Here is a 24,997-nt window from a genome sequence, read left to right on the forward strand (position 1 = left end):
TACTGTAAAGGACAGGCTTGGATAAACTTTTAATAAAATATGAACAAAATATGAATTGGCTCATCGGCCTGACCGGCGGGCTTTCGGCTGTGCTCCGTTTCATTTGGACTACATGAAATAATGACTTCTTTACTCTGTTAAAAACAGCTCATATATGATCTAATACCAGTAAAATGTTTAGGAGGCGGCCTATGTCAGCAGCAGGAAATCGGCAAAAATTTTGGGTCATGGCGATGCTTATAGCGGTCTTCACCTTGTTCGTTTTCTCTTTTTCTGAGAATCATTCACAAAAGAACTGGCACACGGCGGTTGACCAGGCGTCAGTGAATGTCTTCGGCCAGCAGATCTTTGAAAAAGACCGTCTGGCAAAAACACTCGACGCACGTGAGGCAGAATCTCTTCTGACTCTTGTGAAACTTGCAAATGCAGAACATCACATCATCTAAAAGCCATTATAAAAAGCCTGTTTCCCTTTGACAGAGGAAACAGGCTTTTTCCATGTATTATTGAGCATGTTTTTGTTCAATAAACCGGTCGATCCGGGCCAGAACATCCTTCATGTCCGTACATTCTTTAAAGCTTTCATTAATGGCTTGAATGCCTTGTTTGTATTTTCCGTTATGCAGCACTTCTTCCGCGGCAAGCTTTACCTTTTCAGCGCTTACTTCATCTTTTTGCACGGTATAGCCTGCATCCAATTCAGTCAGGCGGCGCGCAACCATCGGCTGGTCTTTATCGTGCGGGATGACGACCAGCGGCACTTGATAATGAATGCCTTCATTTACACTGTTCATTCCGCCATGCGTGACAAACACGTCGGCCTGCTCCAGCACTTCAAGCTGCGGCACGTACGGGGCGATGATAAAGTTTTCCGGCGCCTGTTTGATTTTCGACAGATCGACTTTTTCCCCGGCGGCAATGACCACTTTTCCTTCAAAATCTGAGAACGCGTCTATGCACAGATTGAAAAACGCTTCCGTGTCCCCGAGCACCGTTCCCATTGAGATATAAATGACTTTTTCATTCTTTAGTGAGTCAATCGGGAAGTCGACGCGCCCTTTTCTCTTCGGAAAACTCGGACCGATAAATAAATACTCATCTCCGAATGTCTCACTTTCAGGCTGAAAATATCTGCTTGTATAGACGACGTTCAATTCACCTGTGTTGTTCATAAATTGAACCATGCTGTCAGGGGCGACACCGTATTTGTCTTTCATCTCGGCCAACAGCTCTTCACATTCCCTGTCCGGCTGAAACGGCACGCCCGATTCCGGGTGGAGCGGCAGTATTTTCAGACGGTCTTCATTGAACAGGAAGGATGCTGAAGAAGAGATGCCGGGAATGTTGAGATAATCCCGCACCAGCTCTCCCGCACCGAATTTATCATAATAGACGGCGTCGAATTGAATGTCCTCTGCCAGCCGCTGCACAATATGTAAAATCTCCAGTGACGTTTTGATATGAACCTTTAAAAATGCAAGTATGCCGGACGGACTGCCGGGATCAATAGGTGTCATTCTGAGCAGATCGCTGTGAAGATGAACTTTCGCCCCTACTCCTTCCAGTCTGCTTTTGTATTTTTCCGTTGAGATATAATGAACGTGATCGCCCCGTTCGCTGAAGGCCTTTGTCATACCCAATGTCGGGTTTACGTGTCCTTCTGCGGGAAAATTGATCATCAGAATATGTTTCGCCATTTTTCAATCTCCTTTGCCTTTTTTGCGTCTCTTCCATATCCATCATAAATGACGCGGAAAAAATCATGCAAGGAACATCCGTCAGGTCTTTATGACGGTTCGATGACATCGGCAAAAAAAGACAAGGCTTTTCACCTTGTCTATCGTGATGATTCGTCTGTTTCTTCCGCTCTCAGCACGCCTTTCAGATGTTCTTCATCATGCTTGAGATGCTCCGTCATATATTGCACGGCTTTTGTTTTGTCGCCCTTTTTTATTTCTTCAAAGACTTTCCGGTGCTCATGCAGAATAACTTCCGCACGGTCATCTCCTTTGAAATTAAGAACTCTGCAAAAATGAATCAGCACATTGACATGCTCAAGCAGCATGGCCAGCCGGCTGTTATGGCTGAAATCCACAAGGAGCTGATGAAACGTCTCGTTCAAGGAAATAATCTCAGTCTCTTTGACGCCTTTATTGATGGCTTCTTCCGTTTCCCGCAGCTGTTTTTCAATGAGGTCAATTTCACTCTCAGCCGCTTCATCAATAACGAGTTCGACCGCCAGTGATTCAAGTGACATTCTGATTTTATAAATCTCTTCAACATCCTTAACGGACAACGAATAAATGACAAAGCCGTTTCGATCGTCTGCCGTCAGAAGCCCGTCCTTTTCAAGGAGCCGCATGGCTTCTCTGACCGGCGACCGGCTGACTCCGAAATCCTTGGCCAGCTGAGTCTCATTCAGCCGTTCACCCGGTTTAAAAATCCCGTCAAATATCATTTTTTTCAATTGGGAATAAAATTGCAGATAATACGGGATTGGCTTATCTAATTTAAAATTATCCATCTTTCCTACCTCTTCATACAATTTAGGCCTTATTGTTACCAAGATCATATAACAGTTTATCTATGGAAGCAACATTCCCGGGCTTGTCAGCATATCGGATGTGGCGTAATATGGAATTATGATGAACGACGGTCGACAGTCTGCCGTAAACCGAAAACAATTCATTCAGAGGTGACGGAAACATGAAAACATACAAGATTGCCAGCATACCGGGGGACGGTGTGGGGAAAGAAACAGTCCCTCAAGCGGAGCGGGTGTTGAACGCGATCGCCGAATTACATGGAGGCATTGCCTTTGATTTCACTTCTTTTCCGTGGAGCTGCGAGTATTATTTGGAGCACGGGACGATGATGCCGGATGATGGATTAGAAAGGTTACAGCACTTTGATGCTTTGTTTTTGGGAGCGGTGGGGAATCAAAAACTCGTCCCAGATCATGTTTCGCTGTGGGGGCTGCTCATCAAGATACGCCGGGAATTTGAACAGGTGATTAATGTGCGGCCGGCGAAGCTCCTGCCGGGTATCACTTCCCCCCTCGTTAACCCGAAGGATTTTGATCTGATAGTCGTCCGCGAAAACAGTGAGGGCGAGTACAGCTCTGTCGGCGGCAGAATCTATCAGGGTGAGGACGAAATCGCCATACAAAACGCGGTCTTTTCCCGCCGGGGTACGGAAAGAGTGATGCGGTATGCTTTCGAACTGGCGGCAAGTCGGCGGAAACACGTCACAAGCGCGACGAAATCAAACGGTATTGTTCACTCGATGCCGTTCTGGGATGACATCTTTAAAGAGGTCATCCGGGAGTACGCCGGGATTGAGACGGATTCCCAGCACATCGATGCACTGGCGGCCTTCTTTGTCACGCAGCCGGAACGCTTTGATGTCATTGTCGCTTCGAATCTGTTCGGAGATGTGCTGACAGATATCGGCGCGGCGATTATGGGAAGCATCGGAATCGCTCCCGCAGCCAACATCAATGTAAACGGCAAATATCCTTCCATGTTTGAGCCTGTTCACGGCTCCGCCCCAGATATTGTCGGGAAAGGAATTGCCAATCCTATAGGCCAAATATGGACGGCGAAATTAATGCTCGATTCATTCGGAGAAGAGGAACTGGGCCATCTCCTCTTACAATCTATTGAAACGGTCACAAACAGCGGCATTCTGACTCCTGATGTCGGCGGAAAACATTCAACGGAAGACGTCACTTCCGCTATTATTTCTCAAATCAAGAACAGATAATACGAAAAAAACCGCGGGCAGGAAAACTGAACAGCGGTTTTTTTCGTCTCAGACGGGACGGATCGCGCAGAAACAGGCCGATTCACCTGTGAAGCCCGCAATACGGCCTGATTGATCCTTTTCTACAGAAAAAAACCGCTGTATATCACGAGGAGCATCCAGCATCTGTTTTTCCAGTAATGCGGCTTTCTCTTCTGTCAGGCCTGCCCGTTCACACCAGACGGTAAATTGAAATGGTTTCAAAAAGCAGACAGCGGATTCAATCCGGAAGCCGGCTGTCTCCAGAAAACGGAGCCATTCTGTTTTTTTCCACGCCCGAAAGTGGCTCTGATCCCGTTTCTTTTCAATGTCATTATAAAAATGGTCATATTCATCCTTTTCAGGTGCGGTATTGTCAATGAGAAGCAGTCTGCCGCCCGGTTTGACAACCCGAAACGCTTCATGAACAAAGGCTCTGACATCGGGAAAATGATGCGCCGCGATTCTGCATGTGACGATATCGAAAGCAGCATCGGAAAACGGCATCTTTTCAGCATCGCCTTTTTTGAATGACACGTTCGTCCATCCGTTTCCGGATATAAATGCTTCAGCGGCTGCTAACATTTCTTCCGTGAGGTCATATGCGATAACAGAGCGTACGAGAGGAGCGAGAGCGTTAGCCGTATGTCCGCCTCCCGTCGCGATATCCAGCACGTCCATATGCTTTTCGGCACCGGAAGCTGAAACGAGATAAGCCAAATCCTCTCCTGCGGCGTGTCCTGGACTAGTCACATATTTCGCGGCGTTTTTGGCAAATTGCCGCTGCGCCTGCTGTTTAATTGAATCCTCCATTATACTCGGGCCCCCTTTTCTTTCTGCTTGCTGCCTTAATCAAAATAAACGGGTTCGTCCGGATGTTTGAAATACGCAAACATCTTTTCAATCTGACTTTCTGTATTGCGGGCGGCAGATAGCGGCGGCAGTTCCGTTTCCCCAAAAAAGCCGGCGGCGCTTGTTTCTGTTCCCTCCCTGATCCGGCCGCCGATGATCTCGCATTTGATAAACACTTTGTAAACGTGGGCGGCGGACGGCGGATGGGAATGGCATTTCTTATCCATTACAGCTAACAGTTTAACGGGCTTTACGTCGATTCCTGACTCCTCTTTTACTTCTTTGACAGCGGTCTCGCCCGGAGAAATCCCGATATCAGCCCATCCGCCCGGCAGCGCCCATCTGCCGTCGCTTTTCTTTCTTACCATTAATATGCTCTGATCTTTAAAAACTGCCGCTCTGATATCAACTTTCGGAGTGGGATAGCCCGTGTCACCGGCGAATACGTCTTTTATGACCCTTTTGTCGATGCCGGTATGATGCGCCATGATATCCACGCTTATTTTTCTTATTTCTTCAAATCTCTCAATATCATATATGTCTTTGGAATAAGCCAGCCCCGCTTGCGCCGCGGATTGAAGCTGTTTTGCCCATTCAAGCCATTTTGGCTCCATTTTTTCACCGCCCGTTATGTTAATTGACGAAACCCCAAGAGTCAGGATATTGCACCTTGAGAGTACCGATGCCCATGATCCGTTTCTGCTCCTTGTTTTCTGTGTATGACGGAGCGAATCCTGCCGGAAAATCAGAAAAAAGCCATTCATTTGCTGAATGGCTTTTTTTCATTTTCTATTTTTCTTTCATGACGAGAACGACGCCTGAAACAATAAGAGCCGCCCCGATCCAGAAGGTTCCTCCGATCGTCTCTCCCAGCAGCAGCCAGCCGAGCAAAGTCCCGGAAAGCGGCTGAAAGAAGAAAAACAGACCGCCGCTTGCCGCATTCAGTAATTGCAATCCGCGATTCCAAAGCATGAACGCGCAGGCGGTTGAGATCACACCCAGATATAAAAGTCCGCCCCATATCTCAGGCCGGGCAATCTGAGACAAAGGAATCTCCCGAAGCGGGCCCGCTGTAAACGGGGTCAGGATGACAAATGCGACGCAAATGGAATACGTTGTGACGACAAGCGGTGAGTAATGGCCGGGTACCCGTTTCATCAGCACGGACATCAAAGCCCATGTCAGCGCCGCAGCCAGAAGCGAGAGACCGCCGAGCTGGCTCGACATATTGAGATCTCCGTTCCCCACAATGAGCAATACTCCGATCGTCGCCAGCCCTGTCGATATTCCTTTTTTCAGCGTTAACCGTTCTTTCAACATCAGCCGGGCAAATACAACCATAAATGCGGGAGTGGATGCCGTAATAATCGCACCCATCTGCGCGGTTGATAATTTCGTGCCGATTTCCTGCGTGACGATCGAAACCGTGTTGCCGATCAATCCGATCGCAGCGATCAGTAATAAATCACGTTTATGAACTTTCCAGGATTGGCGTGTAAATAAACTGAGAATCAAAAGCGAAAGAAGCGCCACCGCATATCTCAGCCATACCAGTTCAAGCGGCGGAATGACCGCTACCACAACTTTTACAACGACATACATACCGCCCCAGATACTGGCGGCCAATGCCAAATAAATCGAACCGAACAATGTATTTTTCAATTTGATGCACCCTCCGTTATCATATTAGGTCACGTCATATGCCCTAACGGAGAGAAGCGCAGTCACTTTCCTCCATTAAGGGCGGAGAAGTGCTGCCGGTACATCATGTTCAAATAAGGGCGCTAGAAACATATCGTTTTTCACCTCAATTGCAAACTGATTTTTCTCATTATACAAGGTTTGTTAAAAGACGTAAATGAACGGCGGCATCGGCTTTATCGATTGCGGACTTGCAGCTGGATTCTTGTGATCTGATTGTCAAACCCGTCCGCCACAACCTCATCAAGCATATATTCTTCATATGCATAATCGCCCATTTCCAGCCCATACTCTTCAATAAACTGCATGATGCTGCGGTAAGCCGCTTCCGCTTCATCCCCTATTTGGTACCCGACGGCATAAAGCCCTTTCGGCTTGATATGGAGGTCTCTATTCTCTATGCCTTCATCTGTCTTCATATAAAAATGGGTGTAGTTGTAGAATTCTTTTTTCAGAATCTGCTCCCGCGCAAACAGTCCGCCGACCGGATGCCCCTGATCGAGTTCATGTACCCGCATATAGCGGATCAATTCTGAAATGGCGGCAGTATATTGCCGTTCTGGCAAATGGAGTACGGGCCGTCCTATCATAAGTGTCTCTTCATCTAATCGCTGCAATGAGACGGAGGAAAAGTCTGTCTCCAAGGCTTGTTCGGTCAGCTTCACCTTTGTCCGAATCATCCTTTGCAGGTGCTCCAGCTTTTTGATTTTGCTTTCGATTTCTGAAGATTTCTCTTTTAAAAGCGTGATGATACCCTCAGGGGTTTTGTCTGTTAAGAGCGGTTTGATCTGCTTCAAGGGAACGCCGACCTCCTTAAACAGACCGATGACCTGAAACAGTTCGAATTGATGATAGGAATAGTATCTGTATCCGTTCGCTTTTTTGATTTCCGGAGAAAGCAAGCCGATCTCGTCATAATGGAACAGGGTTTGTTTTTTTACGTGGCACAGTTTTGCAAATTCACCCGTTGTGAAGTATTTTCTGACGTCTTCGCTCATAATGCCTCCTTGACTATACGGTAACCATATCCTTTATGATGATCATTGTATCCGAGAGAAGGCTGATTCACAAATGGCTTACGCAATGAAAGCTTTACCGTCTCAAAAAAAGCGGAAGAGGAGTATCAAGTATGACGATTGAAATCAGAACAGTCACGGAAGAAAACCGTGCCGATATACTGGCGCTTCATGTAAGTGAAAGCCAGACTTCATTTATTGAAACCGCGGAAGAGTGCTTACAAGATGCTGAGGATTGCCGGCATTATCAGCCGGCCGGTCTTTATGTTAACGGGGAATTGGTCGGCTTTGCCATGTACGGATGGTTTCCGGAATATGATGAGGAAAATGAAAACGGCAGAGTGTGGCTTGACCGTTTTTTTATTGATGAACGCTATCAGGGACGGGGATTGGGCAAGCTGTTGCTTGATGCCCTAATCCGTCATCTCACTCAAATATATGATTGCAGACGGATTTATTTAAGCCTGTTTGAAGATAACGTCCACGCATTGCGGCTTTATCAAAAATTCGGCTTCTTATTCAATGGAGAGCTGGACTTCAATGGTGAAAAAGTGATGGTGAAAGAGCTGTAAACCCTCTGTATAAAAGCAATTCGTCTTCTTGCCAATACCTTAAATTTGAGGTAACATAAAGATATTAGACGACGGTCGACGGACTACGGTCGATTATTAAAACCTGATACAGCGGAGCGGAACATGGTGTTCAGGCATCTAAATGGAGGAGAAGATTGTGCTTATTATACTCGTTATGTTTCTTCTCGGGATTATTCTCGGGTTTATCGGCGCCGGGGGAGCCGGTTTTGTCATTGCACTTTTAACTATACTGTTTCACGTACCGATTCATACGGCTTTAGGCACCTCCCTTGCCGGAATGGCTTTCACAAGTTTATCGGGGGCTTTCAGCCACTACCGTGAAGGCAATATTCAGATGAAAATCGGTCTCATCGTCGGCGTTTTTGCGGCATTCGGTTCGTTTTTCGGGGCAAGGCTTACTTCCCTTATCCCCGCAGATTTGCTGCATTACTTGACGGCGGGCATGCTGTTTTTATCTGCTCTGCTTATTTTAGTCCGGTTATTTATTGTAAAAGAAACACAAGAAGATTCCGGACAGCAAAGCAATCTGAATATATGGGTGAAAGCCGTTGTACTCGGTGTCATCGCAGGAATCCTGTCCGGAACGTTCGGGATCGGCTCTGCCCCTTTCATCCAAATCGGCTTAATGATTCTTTTGCGCTTATCCATCCGCCAGTCGGTCGGCACCACCATGCTTGTCATTATCCCGCTTGCGGTCGGCGGAGGACTCGGTTATGTGACGGAAGGATTTGTCGATTATATGCTGTTGGTCAAAGTGCTGATCGGAACGATGTGCGGCGCATATGTCGGAGCGAAATTCACCAACCTCGTGCCGAAAGTCATTCTGAAATCAGCCATCTTTTTAACCCCAGCCATTGCCGGTCTCATGCTTTTATTTTAAACTGAAACGGGAGGCGGCCGCCTCCCGTTTTTTTCTGTTCTTCATCTGTTTTCGAAGAGCTTTTTCAGCTTTGCTTCCGTTTCGGTATGATCTACCGGTGTATACACACTGCAGCGCAGATCACTGTTGCCCTGAACCTGAAATGAAGTCAGGTTAAAGACCATTTTTCCCGCCTTCGCGTGGCGGAACTCAATTAATACTTCGGGTGCCGAGCTGACTTCGCTCTCATTCCACAGCGTATGAAATTCCGAATACGTTTTCTCCATTTCTTCTATAAACTGAGAATACCACGTATCAGCTACATACTGGCCGTAATACGTTCTGAAAATGGCGATGAATCCTTTCACAAAGTGCTCCCAGTTCACGGCTAAACTTCTTAATTCTTTTCTGGAAAACAATAGCTCTATGAGATTCCGCTTTTCAGGAGGAATTTGTTCAAAATCTAAAAACACGTGCGCCGCAGCCTGGTTCCACCCTACGATATGACACCGCCTGTCCGAGATAATGGTGGGACAATAACGGAGCTCCTGCAGGATTTTTGAAAGGGACGGGCTGATAACCGCTTCTTCCTCCGCAGCAAACGGCTGCTTCACGCCCTCCTCAATGGCAAGCGCGTATAAATAATTTCTCTCATCTTTGTTCAGCTGCAGCGCATCGGAAACGGCGTCCAATACGGCTGCGGACACTTTAATGTCTCTGCCCTGCTCCAGCCACGTATACCACGTGGTGCTTACGCCGGCTAATTGCGCGACCTCTTCTCTTCGGAGTCCGGGCGTTCTTCTCCGTGTGCCCATCGGCAGCCCGGCCATCTGCGGAGAAATTTTGGCCCGCTGCGTTTTTAAAAACTCTGAGAGCGCCTGCAATCTTCCTTCTGGTATCATACCGAATCTCTCCTCTCTTACCCTGGTATTTATTATACTAGGATAATCAACAACTTGTAATAGGATAATTGCGAGTTACAATAAATACATACCGAAGGAGGAATGACCATGAAAAGAGTTGTGATCACCGGAATGGGAGTGATTTCACCTCTCGGCAATGATGTGCATACATTTTGGAAACACCTGACGGAAGGAAAATCGGGAATCTCTTTCATCGATTCGTTTGATGTCTCCGGCTCAAAGACAAAAATAGCCGGTACCGTCCGTGATTTTGACGCAGAAGAAAGGTGGGGCAGAAAAGAAGCGAGACGGCTTGACCGTTTCAGCCAGTTTGCTTTAGCGGCAGCGGAACAGGCGCTTGAAAGCTCCGGGATTCAGCTCGATCAGATTGACCGTGAACGCCTCGGCGTGTACGTCGGCTCAGGAATCGGCGGCATCACGACTTTGATTGATAACGTTCATACTTTAAATGAACGGGGAGCGCGAAAAGTGAGCCCGAGCCTTGTCCCCATGATGATCTCAAATGCGGCCGCCGCTCAAATCAGCATCAGATTAGGCGCGCTCGGCCCCTCACTTTCTCCCGTCACCGCGTGTTCCATCGGCAATACGTCGATCGGGGAAGCATTCAACGCCATCCGGAATGATGACGCAGATATCATGTTTGCCGGGGGAGCGGAAGCGGCGATTACGAATTTGTCATTAGCCAGCTTCGGCAATGCCCACGCGCTGTCAGCGAGAAACGAAGACCCCGCCGCGGCAAGCCGGCCGTTTGACGCGGATCGCGATGGATTTGTCATGAGTGAAGGCGCGGGCATCTTAGTATTGGAATCATTGGATAGCGCAATCGGCAGAAATGCCCCGATCCTTTGTGAGGTGCTCGGCTACGGTGCGAGCTCTGACGCCTATCATATGGTGGCCTCCCATCCGGAAGGAACGGGCGCATACCTGGCGATGAAAAACGCTTTGAAAAAGGCGAATGTTTCAGCGGAAGACATTGATGTCGTAAGCGCTCATGCGACAAGCACAAAAGCCGGAGATCTTTCTGAAACATTGGCCATCAAGACATTATTCGGGGAGCTTGCGTATGATATTCCGGTTACGGCCAACAAATCAATGCTCGGACACATGCTTGGCGCGGCAGGCGGCGTTGAAGCCATCGCTTTGACAGAGAGCTTGAGACACGGCATCATCCCGCCGACAATCAATCTGCAACACCCTGATTCGGCGTGTGATTTGGACTATGTATCAGACGGTCCGCGACATCAATCGTTAACGATCGGCCTTTCCAACTCATTCGGCTTTGGCGGGCATAATTCGGCGATCGTGCTGAAGAAATATGAATAACGGGCATCAAAAAAAGGAGTGAATCATTTCACTCCTTTTTTGCTTTCTCCGGTTTTGTTGTTAAGGCGAAAAAAGCGATGGAACCGATAACGGATGTCGTGAACATAATTGCCCCCATCGGGACGGCCGTCGCTTCATTCATCCCCACAAGCGGTGACACGATGGAACCGAGAAGAAGCGGAAGCATGCCGAGCAGTGCACTTGCGCTTCCCGCGCGGTGTCCCTGCTTTTCCATCGCCAATGTAAAGGTGCTTGTCAGCGTCATGCCGATCGTAATCATATAAATAAAAATTGAAATCACCAGTGCCGCCAGAGGTCCGTGAATGATCGTCATGACGAGCAGAACGGCAGTCGCCGTCATCGCTGTAATCACGCCGATTCTCAACAGGCTTTTTTCGTGAATGATCCCGCCGAAACGCCCGATGATAAAGCTTCCGGTAATGATCGCCAGACCGTTTATGCCGAATAAAACACTGAATACCTGAGGCGAGACTCCGTAAATATCCTGATACACGAAAGGCGTTCCGGAGACATACGCAAAGCTCCCGCCGTGAATAAAACCGACCGTCAGCGCATAGCCGATAAATGACCGATCCTTCAGCAGGCTTCCCATTGTCCGCACGGAATTTCCGATGGAGCTCGGAATCCGCTTTTCCGGCGGCAGGGTTTCTGTCAGCTTGAGCGCAATGATGAGAACAAGCAAAAACCCGATAAAGGTTAAAAAGAGAAAAATCGTATGCCATGATGCAAACGGGAGCAGTAAAATCGCGCCTCCCGTCATCGGCGCCACCATCGGCGCTACGGCGGTAATGACCATCAGCAGCGAGAAAAATTTAGAAAGCTCTCTTCCCGAAAACACATCTCTGACGATTGCACGGGATAAAACGAGTCCTGCCGAAGCGGTGAATCCTTGAAGAAAACGGGCAATCACTAATGTAGTAATGTTCGGTGCAAGCGCGCAAAACAGAGAAAACAACGCAAATAAAAAAATACATAGTAATAACGGTTTTCTTCTTCCCTTCGCGTCACTTAACGGGCCGACAACAACCTGTCCGATTGTCAGTCCGATCAGACATGCGGTTAAACTGAGCTGGACAAGCGATGCACGGGCGCTTAAATCTTCAGCGATTTCAGGGAAACTCGGCAGATACATATCTATATTGAGCGGCCCCAGTATCGCAAGCATTCCGAGAAGAAAAGCCAGCGCAAGCCGCTCCTTACCGGTCGGATTATGCAGCATATCGTTCCCACCTTTCCTTTGTCAATCTCTCAAAACATTTGTATATTGTATCATAATTTTTTCTTTATTTTTAAAAGTTTTCAAAGGGCATAAAAAAACCAAGGGCTGTAACAGCCCTTGGGTCCGGGTCACGCGGTAAAAGGTTTTACGCGTGTTTTTCTTTAAATGCTTTTGCGTATTGATCAGCCGCTATAATGGCATCCGCCACGTCGTCAGCCGTCACGTCAAAAGCGGCATGAATTGTTTCTTCTTCAATCGTCGCGGCTTCTGCCACTTTCATAATGTCCTCTTTAGATGCGTCTTTCAATTTGATGTCTTCAAGTGTGACAGGCAGCCCCAAGCTGATATAAAACGCGATATACCGCTCAATTTCCTCAAGCGAACGTTTTTCCAGCGCCAATTGAACGAGCGTGCCGAATGCCACTTTTTCACCGTGGGTCAAGTGATGGATTTCACCTTCAAGCGCGGTGAAGCCGTTGTGAATGGCATGTGCCGCAGCTAAGCCGCCGCTTTCAAATCCCAGTCCGCTCAGAAGTGTATTGGCTTCAACCACCGCTTCCAATGCGGGCGTAACGGCTTTCGCTTTCACAGACTCATAAGCGAGATGGCCGTATTTGAATAATACCGCTTCACATTTTTCCGCGATAGCCTCTCCGGCGATTGTAGGAATTCCGCCTGCCATCGTTTTACCGCCATTGGCGATGACACTGCGCGCCTCTATCCACGTCGCCATTGCATCGGCAATCCCTGATGCTAAAAAGCGCGGCGGAGCTTCCGCGACGATTTTCGTATCGACCAGAACCAAGTCAGGATTCTTATGATAAAAACGATAGTTTTCGAACGCGCCTTGTTCAGAATACACGACAGACAGCCCGCTTGTCGGAGCATCCGTTGAAGCGGCCGTCGGCACGATAACGGTATAGCCGTTTATTTCATCTGATACGGCTTTGGCCGTATCAAGCGTTTTACCGCCGCCGACTCCGATGACAATAGTCGCGCCTGCTTTTTCTGCGATGCCGGCAATTCTTTTCATTTCTTCCTGGGAGGCTTCGCCGTTGAAAACCGCCTCTTCAGAAGAAATATTGCTTTTCTTTAATTCAGCCGTCACCTTGTGGCCCGCGATATCCCATACGGTTTTGTCCGCGATGACGACGGCTTTTTCACCAACGCCCTCCAGATGTCCGCCGATCGTTTCAATGGCGTTTTTTCCCTGCACGTATTTGGCCGGACTGATAAAAATTCGTTCCAATGTCATCATCCCTTCTTCGTTGTCTCTCATTACATTTCTCTTATTGATAGAGCAGAAATGAAAACTCTTCTGATATAATTCCTCGTTTTAACTTGATTTAAACCTCATATACACTGCAGAAAAATCAATTTTCACGGCATTGACAAGATGTGAAGGTGTCTATATAATCTTCGATATTGAAGCTGATCATTCTTTACTGAATGAACAAACGAGATTGTGAATGATTCGTCTTAAAAATTATTTAGTTCTGCTGGATAATTTTTGAGGCGTTTTTGTTTTTTATATATTTTTGACTGCGGAGGAGGTTTGCACATGAAGAACATTTGCAAGGATATACTGATGATTATGGCCGGAGCCTTTCTTATTGCGGCGTCCGTGGAATTTTTCGTCATCCCGAATCATTTAGGGGACGGCAGCACCGTGGGAATCGCTCTCGTGTTATATTATCTTTTCCATATACCTGCAAGTATTACGACTCTGGTTGTAAATTTGATTTTTATCGGGCTGGCTTATAAATTTTTAACGAAAAAAACGATTTTATACACGATACTCGGTACGGGAATGACTTCTGTTTTTCTCAGCATCGTCAGCTTTATTCCGTTCGGCGTGCACGATATGGTGCTCGGGATTGTATTCGGCGCTCTGCTGATGGGAGCGGGGCTGGCATTGATCTTTATCGCTGACGGATCTACCGGCGGGACCACGCTTTTGGCGTATTTATTAAATTACACAAAGGGCTTTAACATCTCGAAAAGCATGTTTTATATGGATTGTGTCATCATTTTCGCATCCGTTTTAGCGATCGGCATCAATCATATGCTGTATACGTTTATATTCGTATATCTGTGCGCCAAAATCGTCGATATTGTCATTGAGGGTTTCCATAATAAAAAAGCTCTCACCATTATGTCTGACCAATACGAAGAAATCGCCAAAGCCATCACCTCCGAGTACGGCAACGCGGCGACGATTTTTTACGGATACGGGTATTACGGCAGCAAAGACAAGCGCATTATCTATGTTGTCATTAAAAAGAACGAATTGCTGAAAATCAAAAAACATGTTCAAAAAATTGATCCGAAATCATTTATCGTTATTCATGAAGTAAAAGAAGCTGTCGGAGGGCAATTCGGGTTTACAAACCTGCCCGCCGCCGCAAATGAAAAATAACCGCCTGCAGTGTATAGCTGCAGGCTTTTTTTATTCGGCTCTTCCCCGCTCAAAGGTTTTTACATCTTTCAATCGAAGTAGTAAATGAAACCTTTTTTGATGGAGGAACATAAAAAATGAATATCAAAACTGACAGGCTCGTAATTCGGACATTTGAACCGGAAGATTGGCAGGATGTCTATGCGTACACCTCAAATCCGAATGTCATGAAATATATACCAGAGGGTGTCTTTACCGAAGATGGTGCCAGGAAATTCGTTACTGAAAACAGCGGTGAACATGCCGGGAAGTTTCCCGTTTTATTGAAGAATGAGAAAACGGTCATTGGCCACATTGCTTTTTTTCAGTATTTTGGCGATCATACGTATGAAATCGGCTGGGTGTTTCACCCGGAATACCAGGGCAAAGGATATGCTTCAGAGGCGGCGCGCGCCGTGCTGGCATTCGGGTTTAACAAGATGAAATTACACCGGATCATTGCGACATGTCAGCCGGAAAACACGGCTTCGCACCGGGTGATGGAAAAGATCGGAATGAGACGGGAAGGCTTTTTTAAAAAATGCATCCCCCATGATAATGAATGGTGGGACGAATATTATTATGCCGTTTTAGAAGAAGAGTGGGAAGTCTCCAATCTGGAATAAAAAGGCTTATACCCTTTGCTTTTACAGATAAGTGTGTGCTACACTGTTCGTAACAAATACGAAGGGATGATGGGTGGACAATGATTAACTAATCTTATTTTGACCGTTTGAAATCAAATATTTCAAATCAGAAAAAATAGGATTAGTCTGCCCATTTTCTATACGATACGAAAGCTATGTGAAAATAGCTTATTTGATCATGCACAGGTACGGCTAATCCTTCCAAATCAATTTGGGAGGATTTTTTTGGTCCTCCCTTTAAAGCGAGGGATTGACATATGAAAGAAATGTTAAAAATAAGCGGCATCAGTTATGAAATCAACAGCGTTCCCCTTTTTGAACAGATCAGCGCGAGCGTTCAGCAAGGTGACATCATCGGCGTTATCGGTAAAAACGGCGCCGGCAAATCGTTATTGCTGCAATTGATCTGCAATCAAAAAGCGCCGTCACAAGGACAGATCCAGATGATGCAAGATGTGAACATATATATGGTGGAACAAGAAACGGAAGCTTATGATTCCGGCCATCCGGAGCCTGCGGAGGCAGCCTTGTTAGAAAAGTGGAACGTACCCGCACGCGCCTTTTCGCAATTAAGCGGCGGAGAAAAATTGAAAGCCCGTCTTGCCAAAGGTTTCTCCTCCTCAAGCAGCATTTTGTTATTAGATGAGCCGACGAACCACCTCGATCAGCACAGTTTGGAAATACTGCTAAATCAGATCAAGAATTACAAAGGCACCATTATTTTTGTTTCGCATGATCGTGCTTTTATAGATGCAGCGGCGACAAAAATCTGGGCCATCGAAGGAAAGAAACTCATTGAACATAAAGGGAATTATTCAAGCTATATGGAGGTCCGCAAACAGAGAAGACTGACACAGCAGCGCGAATATGAGAATCAGCAGAATATGGTCAAAAGGATTGAAGCTCAAATGAACGAGCTGAGCGCCTGGTCAAAAAAAGCCCACGCCCAATCAACGAAAATAGAAGGGTTTAAAGAATACCATCGCGTAAAAGCAAAACGCACGGACGCCCAGATTAAATCAAAGCAGAAGCGCCTTGAGAAAGAGCTTGAAAAAGCGAAAGCAGAACCGGTTGAAGCGGAGTATGAAGTCCGTTTTTCCATTGAACACCGCAAAAAAGCGGGAAAGCGTTTTTTAGAAGTAAGGGATGTCACAAAGTCATATGACGGACGAACGCTTTTCAAAAACGTGAATTTCACTGTGATGCACGGTGAAAAGATCGCGATTACAGGCCCGAACGGCAGCGGGAAAACAACATTATTGAAGGTCATCCTCGGGCAGGAAAAAGCGCAGGGCAGCATATGGATTTCTCCGTCTGCAAACGTCGGATATTTAACGCAGGAAGTATTCGACCTCCCGCTTGATAAAACCCCCGAACAGCTTTTTTACAAAGAAACGTTCGAGGAAAGAGGAAATGTTCAATCTCTCATGAAGCATTTAGGATTTACCGCAGCGCAATGGACGGAGCCCATCGGCAAGATGAGCATGGGAGAGCGGGTAAAATGCAAGCTGATGGCATTTATTTTGGAGGAGAAAGATGTGCTGATTCTGGATGAGCCGACAAACCACCTTGATCTGCCGTCACGCGAGCAGCTTGAAGACACTTTGGCCCGATACGACGGAACGCTCATCATCGTTTCACATGATCGTTACTTCGTCGAAAAGACGACGGACATCCGGCTTGAAATCTCAAACGGCAGCGTCCGAAAACAATGGAAAGAATCCCCCTCCGTCAGGGACGATGCTGAAGAACTGCGATTGAAGCTTGAGACCGAACGGCAGGAAGTCCTCGGAAAACTCAGCTTCATGACGCCGGCTGATAAACAATATCGTGAGCTTGATCAAAAATTCAAAGAGCTGACGGAAGAAATCAAGAAATTGAAATAAATGTAAAAACCCGTGATTGTCACGGGTTTTTTGAGTTTTTGTTCCCAAGATTTATTGTTTCAATAGATGACTTATGGTGACGAAGCGCTTCAACACAAGCAGATTTGTTAACCGTACCAAGCAAAAGAAATGATCCGTTTCTTTTGCTTTTTTTATTGACAAAAGCTGCTAAGGGATCCATTATGGATAATAGTTATCCATAATAAATCGGGAGTGAATAGGATGAAAATGAAATCAGGGATGGAGCAGGCGGTTTCTGTGCTGCTGTTATTGTCACGGCTGCCCGTACAGTCTTCTTTAACGTCAGAAGCAATCAGCCAGCGTTTACGCGTGTCTCCGTCTTATTTGAAGAAGCTGATGAGAACATTGGTACAGGCCGATTTGGCAGAATCCATACCGGGGACCAAGGGCGGTTTTACCCTGACGAAGCCTTTGACGGACATTACGCTCTATGATGTTTATCAGGCGGTCGAAGGCAGAGGTTCGATGTATCAGGGGAAGGGCCTGCTGCAATCCGTATTCGAGGATGAAAGCAACTGTGTGCTGGAGACAGTCATGGGGGAAATCGAGGATGAATGGGCCAATCTCATGAGAGAAGAATCCTTGCAGCATGTCATGAACAGAGTCGGGGAACTGTATGATCTTGAAAAAATAGATGATTGGGTAAACAAGCAAGTGAAAGGGCATTTGTAATGACAAACAGCGGGTCTTTACAAAATTCAAAATCATCAACAGGCCTATCCGTGCTGATCGTGCTCGCACTTGGTTTCCTCATGGCAACTCTTGATGTAACCGTCGTGAATGTGGCGATGGCTGATATGAAAAACACCCTTTCAATGTCACTTTCAGGTGTGACGTGGGTTGTGGACGGGTACATCCTTACGTTTGCGTCACTTCTGCTGGCGGGCGGAGCCTTGGCAGACCGTTTTGGCTCGAAGGCGATATACATACTGGGCTTGGCCGTTTTTGTCCTGGCCTCTTGCCTATGCGCCGTATCTATTAATGGCCAGATGCTGATTGCCGGACGTCTCATGCAAGGGATTGGCGCGGCTTTGTTTATGCCGAGCTCACTCAGTCTTTTGGCGGCCTCTTACCCGGATGAGCGGGTGCGGGCGCGAATCTTTGGACTGTGGGCCGCTCTTGTTTCTGCCGCTTCTGGCCTTGGGCCCTTTATTGGCGGCGTGCTGGTACAGGCGGCAGGCTGGCAGAGTATTTTTCTGATCAATGTGCCGTTAGGGGTTGCTGCGCTCATTTCTGCTTACCGAGTACTCGGCCGCGTGCCGCGAAAAATCAGCTGCATGAACATTACAGGGCATCTGCTTGGAATGGCTGCTCTCGGCTTTCTTTCGTTTGCCTTGATACAGGGGCCTTCAGCGGGCTGGCGCTCACCCATAATTCTTGGTGCATTCGCGGCGGCGCTTTTGGCATTTGTGCTGTTTTTGCTGCGGGAAATCTCTGCGGAAACGTCGATTCTGCCGGCGTCCTTATATCAAAACGGCCGATTCTCAGCTGCTCAATTCGTCGGGTTTTTACTGAATTTTGCTCTTTTCGGCGGCATGTTTATGCTAAGCCTTTTTTTGCAGGAAGCAAGAGGCGCAAGCTCCTTTATGGCTGGTGTTGAGCTGCTGCCGATGATGGCGGTCTTCGTGATTGGCAATCTGCTGTTTGCCCGTCTGGCGAATCGGTTTGAAGCCGGATTGCTTATGTTTGTGTCAATGGCGGTCAGCTGTATCATTGCATTGCTGTTGTTTGTGCTTGTTTCTCCTGATTTTCCTTATTGGCAGCTGGCGGTTTTGATGTCTGTTATGAACCTTGGCACCGGCATTACAGTTCCTGCCATGACAACTGTGATCATGCAGGCTGCCGGACAACAGCATGCGAATATCGCCGGTGCGGCTTTAAATGCCAACAGGCAAATTGGAGCCTTGGTCGGCGTAGCGGTTTCCGGTGTGATCATTCATCTGTCCGCCACTTGGTACGCCGGTGCCGGCTTTACGTTTTTGATGATGGGAGCGGCGTACAGCCTCGCCGCATTGCTTGTATGGCTGTTTCTGGCGGCCCATAACGGCAATGCCGCGACAGAAAAAAATGCAAATCACTGATTGCGCTGTGTGGAAATATATCGAAATCAACAGGCGCTGATAAGGACATTTCAAGAGAGGGAAGAACAGCTGAGACCTTCTTAACGAGGGAAAGCAGCTTACCGCCATTGAGCCGTATCGGTGAAATCAAGTATCCGATACCGTCATGCTGCGTTACAGCATCGACCGATAAATAGCGTTTATTTCACACACTCGTCCCTTCAACGGACCGATGTGTTTTTTATAAACAAAAATCAAATGAAGACTCATCCTAACTGAAACCCTTACTTTAGTACGGTCAATCTTTTTTCTAAAACAATGATTCCGTAATTAAGAAGAATAATTTCAAACTGATTTGTACAACCTACGTTCAGATTAATTATGAGCATGGTTCAGGGGGGCGAAGAATGGCCAAACGCATTGGAATTACGGGAAACATTATGGCTGATCAATCCGGCCCTTTCCCGGGTTATAATCGGGCATATGTCAATAATGATTATATTCAGTCTGTTTCTGAGGCCGGCGGTGTGCCGTTTATATTGCCGGTGATTCAAGAGACGGCGCTTGTAAAGGAACAGGTCTCTCATGTTGACGGGATCATTCTGTCCGGCGGCCAGGATATAGACCCGCTGTTTTACGGTGAAGAACCTTTACAGGCTTTAAGAAAGACCTTTCCTGATCGGGACGCCTACGAGAAGGAGCTGATTCTCACGGCGGTTGCTTTAGAAAAGCCGATTCTTGCAATCTGCCGGGGGATGCATATGTTAAACGTCACTTACGGGGGAACTTTATATCAAGACCTGACACACGCTTCGTTTGCTGACATTAAGCATGATCAAGAAAAAGATCCGCCGTTAAAAACCCATCATATTTCTTTTGAAAAAGGGACACGTCTTCATTCCTTGTTTGGCGATTCAGCGCGGGTGAATTCATTCCATCACCAGATCATAAAAGAGACGGCGCCTTCGTTTAAAGTGGCGGCTTATGCGAAAGACGGGGCCATTGAAGCGATTGAACGGACAGGTGAATTATTTGTCGTCGGCGTACAATGGCATCCCGAAATGCTGACAAAAAAACATGAAGACATGAAAAAGCTTTTTTCTCATTTCATGGATGCGGTCAGCACATAAAAAAAGCAGATCATAACGATCTGCTTTTTCATTTTATTCTTCCGGTTTCTCCGGTGTTTTGCCTTGTGTCAGCTTATGGCCTTCGATATCCACGTTCGGAATGATTTTATCCAGCCACTTCGGCAAGTACCAGGCCGCATGTCCCATCAGCTTCATGACACTCGGAATAATGGTCATTCTTACAATGAACGCATCAAAAAGCACACCGAAGGTCATTGCCAAGCCCATGGATTTGATCGTAGCTTCTCCCGCAAAGATGAATCCCGCAAAGACGAAAATCATGATCAGTCCCGCCGCTGTTACGACAGGTCCGCTATGTTTCAATCCGGCATGAATGGCTTGTACCGGATTTTTTGTTTTGACATATTCTTCTCTCATTCTGCTGACAAGGAATACTTGATAATCCATCGCCAGCCCGAAAAGAATACCGATCGCCAAAATAGGCAGGAAGGCGAGAATCGGGCCTTTTTCCGGAATGCTGAGCAAGCCGGTGAAATTCCCATCCTGCAGAACGAATACCGATAACCCGAGTGTAGCGGTCATCGTCAGCAAAAAGCCGACGACAGCGGCAAGGGGCACGAGAAGCGAGCGGAAAACAACGGTCAGCAATACAAACGCAAACCCGACAATGAGAATGGCGAATTCCGGAATCGCATCGTTTAACCGGTCTGAAATATCAATGTTCACCGCGGTTGACCCGGTGACGAGCAGGCGGATGCCATTTTTGTCTGATTGTTTCCGTATATCCTGCACTAACTCTTTCGTTGCCTTATCATTCGGTCCGGTTTCAGGCACTGCCGTAATGATGGCATAGTCCCCTTTTTGATTCGGCATGGCAGGTGTGACGCTCGCCACATTGTGCAAGTCCTTTATTTCTTTCACGGCGTCTTGAAATGCTTCACTTTTGTTCCCCTTGACCCCTTTTGCATCGGCAACAATTGTCAGCTTGCCGTTAAAGCCTTCGCCAAATCCTTTGGCCAGCAAATCATAGGCACGGCGATCCGGGTTGTCTTTCGCTTTCATTCCCGCATCAGGCAGCCCCAGCTCTAAATGCATGGCCGGCAGACTGATGACAGCCAAAAGAATAATGCTGAAAATGCTTAACAGAATAGGCCTCTTTGTAACGAAACGTCCCCACGCATTCGTTTCGGCGCTTTTCTTTTCTTTTTTCCTTTTTGATTTCGGAATCATCCGTTTTCCTGCGACCGATAACACCGCAGGCACCAGCGTTACTGATGCCAATACAGCCATCAGCACACTGAGTGCCGCAGTCAATCCCATCGCAGACATGAACGGAATGCCGACAACAGTCAATCCGCAAAGCGCGACGATCACGGTCAGTCCCGCAAAAACGACGGCGCTGCCAGCCGTTCCCGCAGCTTTAGCGATTGATTCATTTTTTTGTAAACCTTCGCCCAAAAACTGACGATGCTTCGTAAAGATAAACAGTGCATAATCAATCCCGACGGCCAGTCCGATCATTCCGGATAATGAGAGACTGACCGAAGCGATCGTAAAGACCTGTGTTCCGATTAAAGTCAGCCCGACGCTTACGCCTAACCCAATCAGGGCCGTAACAATCGGCAGCCCCGCGATGACTAATGAACCAAACGTAATGGCCAGAACGACGAAAGCCAGCACAACGCCGACAATTTCAGATACACCGCCGACTTCAACACCGGCCCCCGGCACATCACCGCTGAGCTCCGTCTGCAGGCCCTTGTCTCCGGCGGCAGTCAGACTGTGTTTAATATGTGAAACAGACGAAGCCGAAATATCATCTGCCGCTTTTTTGTACGACACATCGGCATACGCCACTGATCCGTCCTTAGAAATGGTTCCTGTCTCAAAAGGACTTGCAATCGAAGCGACTGAATGATCTGTTTTGATCTTCTTTAATGTCTCTTCGATCGCTTGTTTTTCCGGTTTTGACGTCAATTTCTTCCCGTCTTCAGCTCCGAAAATAACCCGTATGCTTCCTTTATCGGGACCCTTTGAAAATTCTTTTTGAATGATATCCATCGCCTTTTCAGAAGGTGTGTCGGGAATTGACATATCCTCAGAAAAAGCAGGTTTTAACGAGATGGCGATCACAATCGAAGCGATCAGTATCACGAGCCACGCACTGATCATTTTTAATCGATTGCGGGCAGACCATCCCCCTAATTTATATAAAAAACCAGACATCGAATACTCCTCTCCAATCATTACTTTCTGCCTAATTGTAGTTCACATTCAAATAAAAAAAACGTACATAGGGGCATGTACGTTTGGGCAATTTTTCATTATATATTCAGTTTCAGAATGCCTTTTTGCATGGCAATGGTGACGGCTTCCGTCCGCGAATCAGCGCCTAATTTGTTATAAATCGATGTTAATCTCGCTTTTACCGTCCGCTCTGAGATTCCTAAATCGAAGGCGATCGCTTTGCTTTTATGTCCTTGCGCAACGGCTTCTAGAACTATGATTTCCTTGTCCGTCAGCTGTGTTTCATTGGCATTTGCCCGTTCCATTTTCATTTCCCGGAAACGCCGCAAGATGTCCGGCTGCAGAAGCACTTCTCCCCTGACCGCCGCATCCATCGTATGAAATAAGGTTTCTGAGCTTGTGTCTTTCAGCAGATAACCGTTCGCGCCTGATTCAATGCCTTCTATCATCAGATGATCTTCATTATAGGTCGTCAAAATAATGATCGGCACATCAGAATGCTCTTTTATCTGTTTAATGGCTTCCAGCCCGCTCATTTCCGGCATGTACAGATCCATGAGAATGACATCTGGCTTTAGTTCCTCTGCGAGGCGGACGGCGGTTTTCCCGTTTTCCGCCTCTCCCGTTATGGTGTAATGGTCATTTGTTTCTATCAAAAGCTTCAGACCTTCTCTGACGACAAGATGGTCATCTGCTATTAACACTTTATACATGTTCCGCCTCTCCTTGAATTGGTATGATGATCTCGATTTGAGTTCCCGCTGATCTGGCGCTTGTTATACGGCAAGTGCCGTTCATCATATTGACGCGTTCTCGTATCCCAAGCAGCCCGTAATGTCCGCTTTTTCTCATTTCTGTCCCGCAATCAAAACCTTTCCCGTCATCTTTGACGGTTATGCGGATCTGTCCCTCTTCTTCCTGAACGGATACCCAGACATTCTTTGCTTCTGCATGCTTGGCGGCGTTTGTCAGGCCTTCTCCGATCATGTAATGGCAATTCTCCGCCGTATGGACGTCAAGCACATGATGCACGCTGTAATCTAAAAAACAAGACAGCCCGGAGGCTTCTGTAAAATGGTTGATTTGTTCAGTGATGCTTTCTTTTAAGAACCCGATCTTTTCTGATGTGCTGCGAAGGTTGTCAATGGCCGAGCGCGCATCAGCCAATGTGCCTTTCACTCTGTCCATTGACTGGCTGATGATGTCTTTCGCTCTGTCAGTGTTACCCTTTGAAAGATGAACATGCACCGCTTCAAGCTGCATATGCAAGCTGACCAATCCTTGAGCAAGCGTATCGTGCAAGTCTCTCGCCATCCGCTGTCTTTCATTCTGAAGCGTCAGCTGTTTCACTTGCCGATGAGCGAGTTCTAATTTTTCAAGCGTCATCTGTGTTTTTATTTTTTCATCAACTTGCGCGAAAAATGTTGCCGCATACGTGATAATCACGATCATGATGGGAGCGGCGATAACGATGAAACGAAGCAGATGATGCGGATGCTCCTGATGCAGGGCTGCTATGGACATTAAAATGAAAAGATAGAGTATGAGCAGCGTTTTTCCCTTATCCGCCATTCCGATAATCTGCCCGATTAAAAAGGCATAGAGACCGATGACCGCCGCGATATAGCCCCCGGTCATCAAGTTAGCCGATGTATATATGATAAATCCCTGTATGATGAAATAAAGAAACGTTTTTTTCTTGACCCAGCGATAGGAATGCCAGTGCAGCACGGCAAAAATGACGATCAATATCGTGAATAACAGCAGCAATAAAACCGTCCAGCTTTCATAAATGTACTGCAAAGAGACTGATGCGGCATATACCATAAAAATAAACGCCAGACCGGGCACCCGAAGCGCAAGCATATGCAATGAGCGTCTGTCACGGGAGACATAGTCTTCTTGATGTTTTGTACCAAACAATCTCTGTCCACTTCCTTTTAGCCGACCGGCCTCACGAGGTTTTATTCTATTTGTCATCATACCATAAGTGCCTTCTTCTCACCTTCCCCTTCTGTCCTGCATGACGGGTGAAAGAAAAAACAGCCTGCGGGATTGTTCGGGGACTGACCCCATAAGATGAGACAAATAAAAACACCTTCAAGTTTGAATACGGATGATTGTTATCCGAAATTAGACTTGGAGGTGTTTTTTCTATGGGGACAAGAGTGAGTTATCCGGTTGAAGTGAAACAGAAGGCTGTAGAAATGAGATTGGCAGGCGTACCTATGAAAGAGATCCTGCAGGAGTTGAATATTAAGAATAAGACACAGGTTCAGACATGGGTTAGATGGTATAAGGCTGGTGATACACATCGA

At 47.0% G+C, this 24,997-nt stretch carries 24 protein-coding genes and 1 pseudogene; 13 read left to right on the forward strand and 12 right to left on the reverse strand.

Features of this window, described 5'->3' with window-relative positions; genetic code table 11:
* Positions 1-191: 191 nt before the first annotated feature.
* Positions 192-446 (forward strand): hypothetical protein, encoded by a 255-nt coding sequence (locus G9F50_RS19620; protein ID WP_060562004.1) that lies wholly within the window; start codon positions 192-194, stop codon positions 444-446.
* Positions 447-503: 57 nt separating this feature from the next.
* Here G9F50_RS19620 and G9F50_RS19625 read toward each other — a convergent pair whose 3' ends face one another.
* Positions 504-1,697: a macrolide family glycosyltransferase gene (locus G9F50_RS19625; RefSeq protein WP_060562003.1), complete on the reverse strand. Its 1,194-nt coding sequence runs from the start codon at positions 1,695-1,697 to the stop codon at positions 504-506.
* 140 nt (positions 1,698-1,837) lie between these two features.
* On the reverse strand, positions 1,838-2,524 hold the full coding sequence (locus G9F50_RS19630; RefSeq protein ID WP_040238476.1) for a GntR family transcriptional regulator: 687 nt from the start codon (positions 2,522-2,524) through the stop codon (positions 1,838-1,840).
* 182 nt (positions 2,525-2,706) lie between these two features.
* On the opposite strand from G9F50_RS19630, the gene G9F50_RS19635 reads away from it, so the two are divergent.
* Positions 2,707-3,765, forward strand: a complete 1,059-nt coding sequence (locus tag G9F50_RS19635) for a tartrate dehydrogenase (protein ID WP_060562002.1) — start codon at positions 2,707-2,709, stop codon at positions 3,763-3,765.
* Positions 3,766-3,813: 48 nt separating this feature from the next.
* Here the strand turns inward: G9F50_RS19635 and G9F50_RS19640 are convergent, their stop codons facing one another.
* The 4 genes from G9F50_RS19640 to G9F50_RS19655 all read right to left on the reverse strand — a co-directional run bounded on the left by G9F50_RS19640 (position 3,814) and on the right by G9F50_RS19655 (position 7,334).
* Positions 3,814-4,596 (reverse strand): class I SAM-dependent methyltransferase, encoded by a 783-nt coding sequence (locus G9F50_RS19640; RefSeq protein ID WP_032866755.1) that lies wholly within the window; start codon positions 4,594-4,596, stop codon positions 3,814-3,816.
* A gap of 35 nt (positions 4,597-4,631) precedes the next feature.
* Positions 4,632-5,249, reverse strand: coding sequence for an NUDIX hydrolase (locus G9F50_RS19645; protein WP_060562001.1), 618 nt, complete (start codon positions 5,247-5,249; stop codon positions 4,632-4,634).
* A 175-nt stretch (positions 5,250-5,424) separates the two neighbouring features.
* Positions 5,425-6,297 (reverse strand): DMT family transporter, encoded by an 873-nt coding sequence (locus G9F50_RS19650; protein ID WP_060562000.1) that lies wholly within the window; start codon positions 6,295-6,297, stop codon positions 5,425-5,427.
* A 215-nt stretch (positions 6,298-6,512) separates the two neighbouring features.
* Entirely contained in the window at positions 6,513-7,334 is an 822-nt protein-coding gene (locus G9F50_RS19655; RefSeq protein ID WP_060561999.1) for a MerR family transcriptional regulator, read from the reverse strand.
* A 131-nt stretch (positions 7,335-7,465) separates the two neighbouring features.
* Here G9F50_RS19655 and bltD point away from each other — a divergent pair, with 131 nt between their 5' ends.
* Positions 7,466-7,924 (forward strand): spermine/spermidine acetyltransferase, encoded by a 459-nt coding sequence (bltD, locus tag G9F50_RS19660; protein WP_025284334.1) that lies wholly within the window; start codon positions 7,466-7,468, stop codon positions 7,922-7,924.
* Positions 7,925-8,081: 157 nt separating this feature from the next.
* Complete coding sequence (locus G9F50_RS19665) at positions 8,082-8,825, forward strand: sulfite exporter TauE/SafE family protein (RefSeq protein WP_015416927.1); 744 nt, start codon at positions 8,082-8,084, stop codon at positions 8,823-8,825.
* Between the two features lie 41 nt (positions 8,826-8,866).
* Here the strand turns inward: G9F50_RS19665 and G9F50_RS19670 are convergent, their stop codons facing one another.
* The gene (locus G9F50_RS19670) at positions 8,867-9,706 is read right to left on the reverse strand and encodes a helix-turn-helix transcriptional regulator (protein WP_007409314.1); all 840 of its coding nucleotides are present in this window, start codon (positions 9,704-9,706) and stop codon (positions 8,867-8,869) included.
* A 108-nt stretch (positions 9,707-9,814) separates the two neighbouring features.
* On the opposite strand from G9F50_RS19670, the gene fabF reads away from it, so the two are divergent.
* Entirely contained in the window at positions 9,815-11,050 is a 1,236-nt protein-coding gene (gene fabF, locus G9F50_RS19675) for a beta-ketoacyl-ACP synthase II (RefSeq protein ID WP_060561998.1), read from the forward strand.
* Positions 11,051-11,078: 28 nt separating this feature from the next.
* Here the strand turns inward: fabF and G9F50_RS19680 are convergent, their stop codons facing one another.
* Together G9F50_RS19680 and G9F50_RS19685 are read right to left on the reverse strand one after the other, a co-directional pair.
* Positions 11,079-12,290 carry a Bcr/CflA family efflux MFS transporter gene (locus tag G9F50_RS19680; RefSeq protein ID WP_015239269.1) on the reverse strand — a complete coding sequence of 404 codons (1,212 nt, stop codon included), beginning with the start codon at positions 12,288-12,290 and terminating at the stop codon, positions 11,079-11,081.
* Between the two features lie 145 nt (positions 12,291-12,435).
* Positions 12,436-13,569 carry a glycerol dehydrogenase gene (locus tag G9F50_RS19685; protein WP_003156056.1) on the reverse strand — a complete coding sequence of 378 codons (1,134 nt, stop codon included), beginning with the start codon at positions 13,567-13,569 and terminating at the stop codon, positions 12,436-12,438.
* A gap of 282 nt (positions 13,570-13,851) precedes the next feature.
* Between G9F50_RS19685 and G9F50_RS19690 the strand changes: the two genes are divergently transcribed.
* From G9F50_RS19690 to G9F50_RS19715, 7 genes and pseudogenes are all read left to right on the forward strand, one after another.
* Complete coding sequence (locus tag G9F50_RS19690) at positions 13,852-14,709, forward strand: YitT family protein (protein ID WP_003156057.1); 858 nt, start codon at positions 13,852-13,854, stop codon at positions 14,707-14,709.
* Positions 14,710-14,825: 116 nt separating this feature from the next.
* Positions 14,826-15,353 carry a GNAT family N-acetyltransferase gene (locus tag G9F50_RS19695; RefSeq protein ID WP_060561997.1) on the forward strand — a complete coding sequence of 176 codons (528 nt, stop codon included), beginning with the start codon at positions 14,826-14,828 and terminating at the stop codon, positions 15,351-15,353.
* 278 nt (positions 15,354-15,631) lie between these two features.
* Positions 15,632-17,260 (forward strand): ribosomal protection-like ABC-F family protein, encoded by a 1,629-nt coding sequence (abc-f, locus tag G9F50_RS19700; protein WP_060561996.1) that lies wholly within the window; start codon positions 15,632-15,634, stop codon positions 17,258-17,260.
* 222 nt (positions 17,261-17,482) lie between these two features.
* On the forward strand, positions 17,483-17,953 hold the full coding sequence (locus G9F50_RS19705; RefSeq protein ID WP_060561995.1) for an Rrf2 family transcriptional regulator: 471 nt from the start codon (positions 17,483-17,485) through the stop codon (positions 17,951-17,953).
* Positions 17,953-19,362 carry an MFS transporter gene (locus G9F50_RS19710; RefSeq protein ID WP_060561994.1) on the forward strand — a complete coding sequence of 470 codons (1,410 nt, stop codon included), beginning with the start codon at positions 17,953-17,955 and terminating at the stop codon, positions 19,360-19,362. The genes G9F50_RS19705 and G9F50_RS19710 overlap by 1 nt, the downstream gene beginning before the upstream one ends.
* Positions 19,363-19,409: 47 nt before the next feature.
* Positions 19,410-19,483, forward strand: a pseudogene (locus tag G9F50_RS20855) (hypothetical protein); the annotation flags it as partial.
* 265 nt (positions 19,484-19,748) lie between these two features.
* The gene (locus G9F50_RS19715; RefSeq protein WP_060561993.1) at positions 19,749-20,471 is read left to right on the forward strand and encodes a gamma-glutamyl-gamma-aminobutyrate hydrolase family protein; all 723 of its coding nucleotides are present in this window, start codon (positions 19,749-19,751) and stop codon (positions 20,469-20,471) included.
* Positions 20,472-20,504: 33 nt separating this feature from the next.
* Here the strand turns inward: G9F50_RS19715 and G9F50_RS19720 are convergent, their stop codons facing one another.
* From G9F50_RS19720 to G9F50_RS19730, 3 genes are all read right to left on the reverse strand, one after another.
* A complete protein-coding gene (locus G9F50_RS19720; protein WP_060561992.1) occupies positions 20,505-22,658 on the reverse strand; it encodes an MMPL family transporter in 2,154 nt (717 codons plus the stop codon).
* 98 nt (positions 22,659-22,756) lie between these two features.
* Positions 22,757-23,392, reverse strand: coding sequence for a two-component system response regulator YdfI (gene ydfI, locus G9F50_RS19725; RefSeq protein WP_012116939.1), 636 nt, complete (start codon positions 23,390-23,392; stop codon positions 22,757-22,759).
* The gene (locus G9F50_RS19730; protein ID WP_060562008.1) at positions 23,385-24,545 is read right to left on the reverse strand and encodes a sensor histidine kinase; all 1,161 of its coding nucleotides are present in this window, start codon (positions 24,543-24,545) and stop codon (positions 23,385-23,387) included. Before G9F50_RS19730 ends, ydfI begins: the two co-directional genes overlap by 8 nt.
* Positions 24,546-24,835: 290 nt before the next feature.
* Here G9F50_RS19730 and G9F50_RS19735 point away from each other — a divergent pair.
* Positions 24,836-24,997, forward strand: a 162-nt coding sequence (locus tag G9F50_RS19735) for a helix-turn-helix domain-containing protein (RefSeq protein ID WP_144490541.1), incomplete at its 3' end; no start/stop codon positions are given.

The sequence above is a fragment of the Bacillus sp. EKM206B genome, from assembly GCF_011066015.1.
Taxonomy (GTDB): Bacteria; Bacillota; Bacilli; order Bacillales; family Bacillaceae; genus Bacillus; species Bacillus velezensis.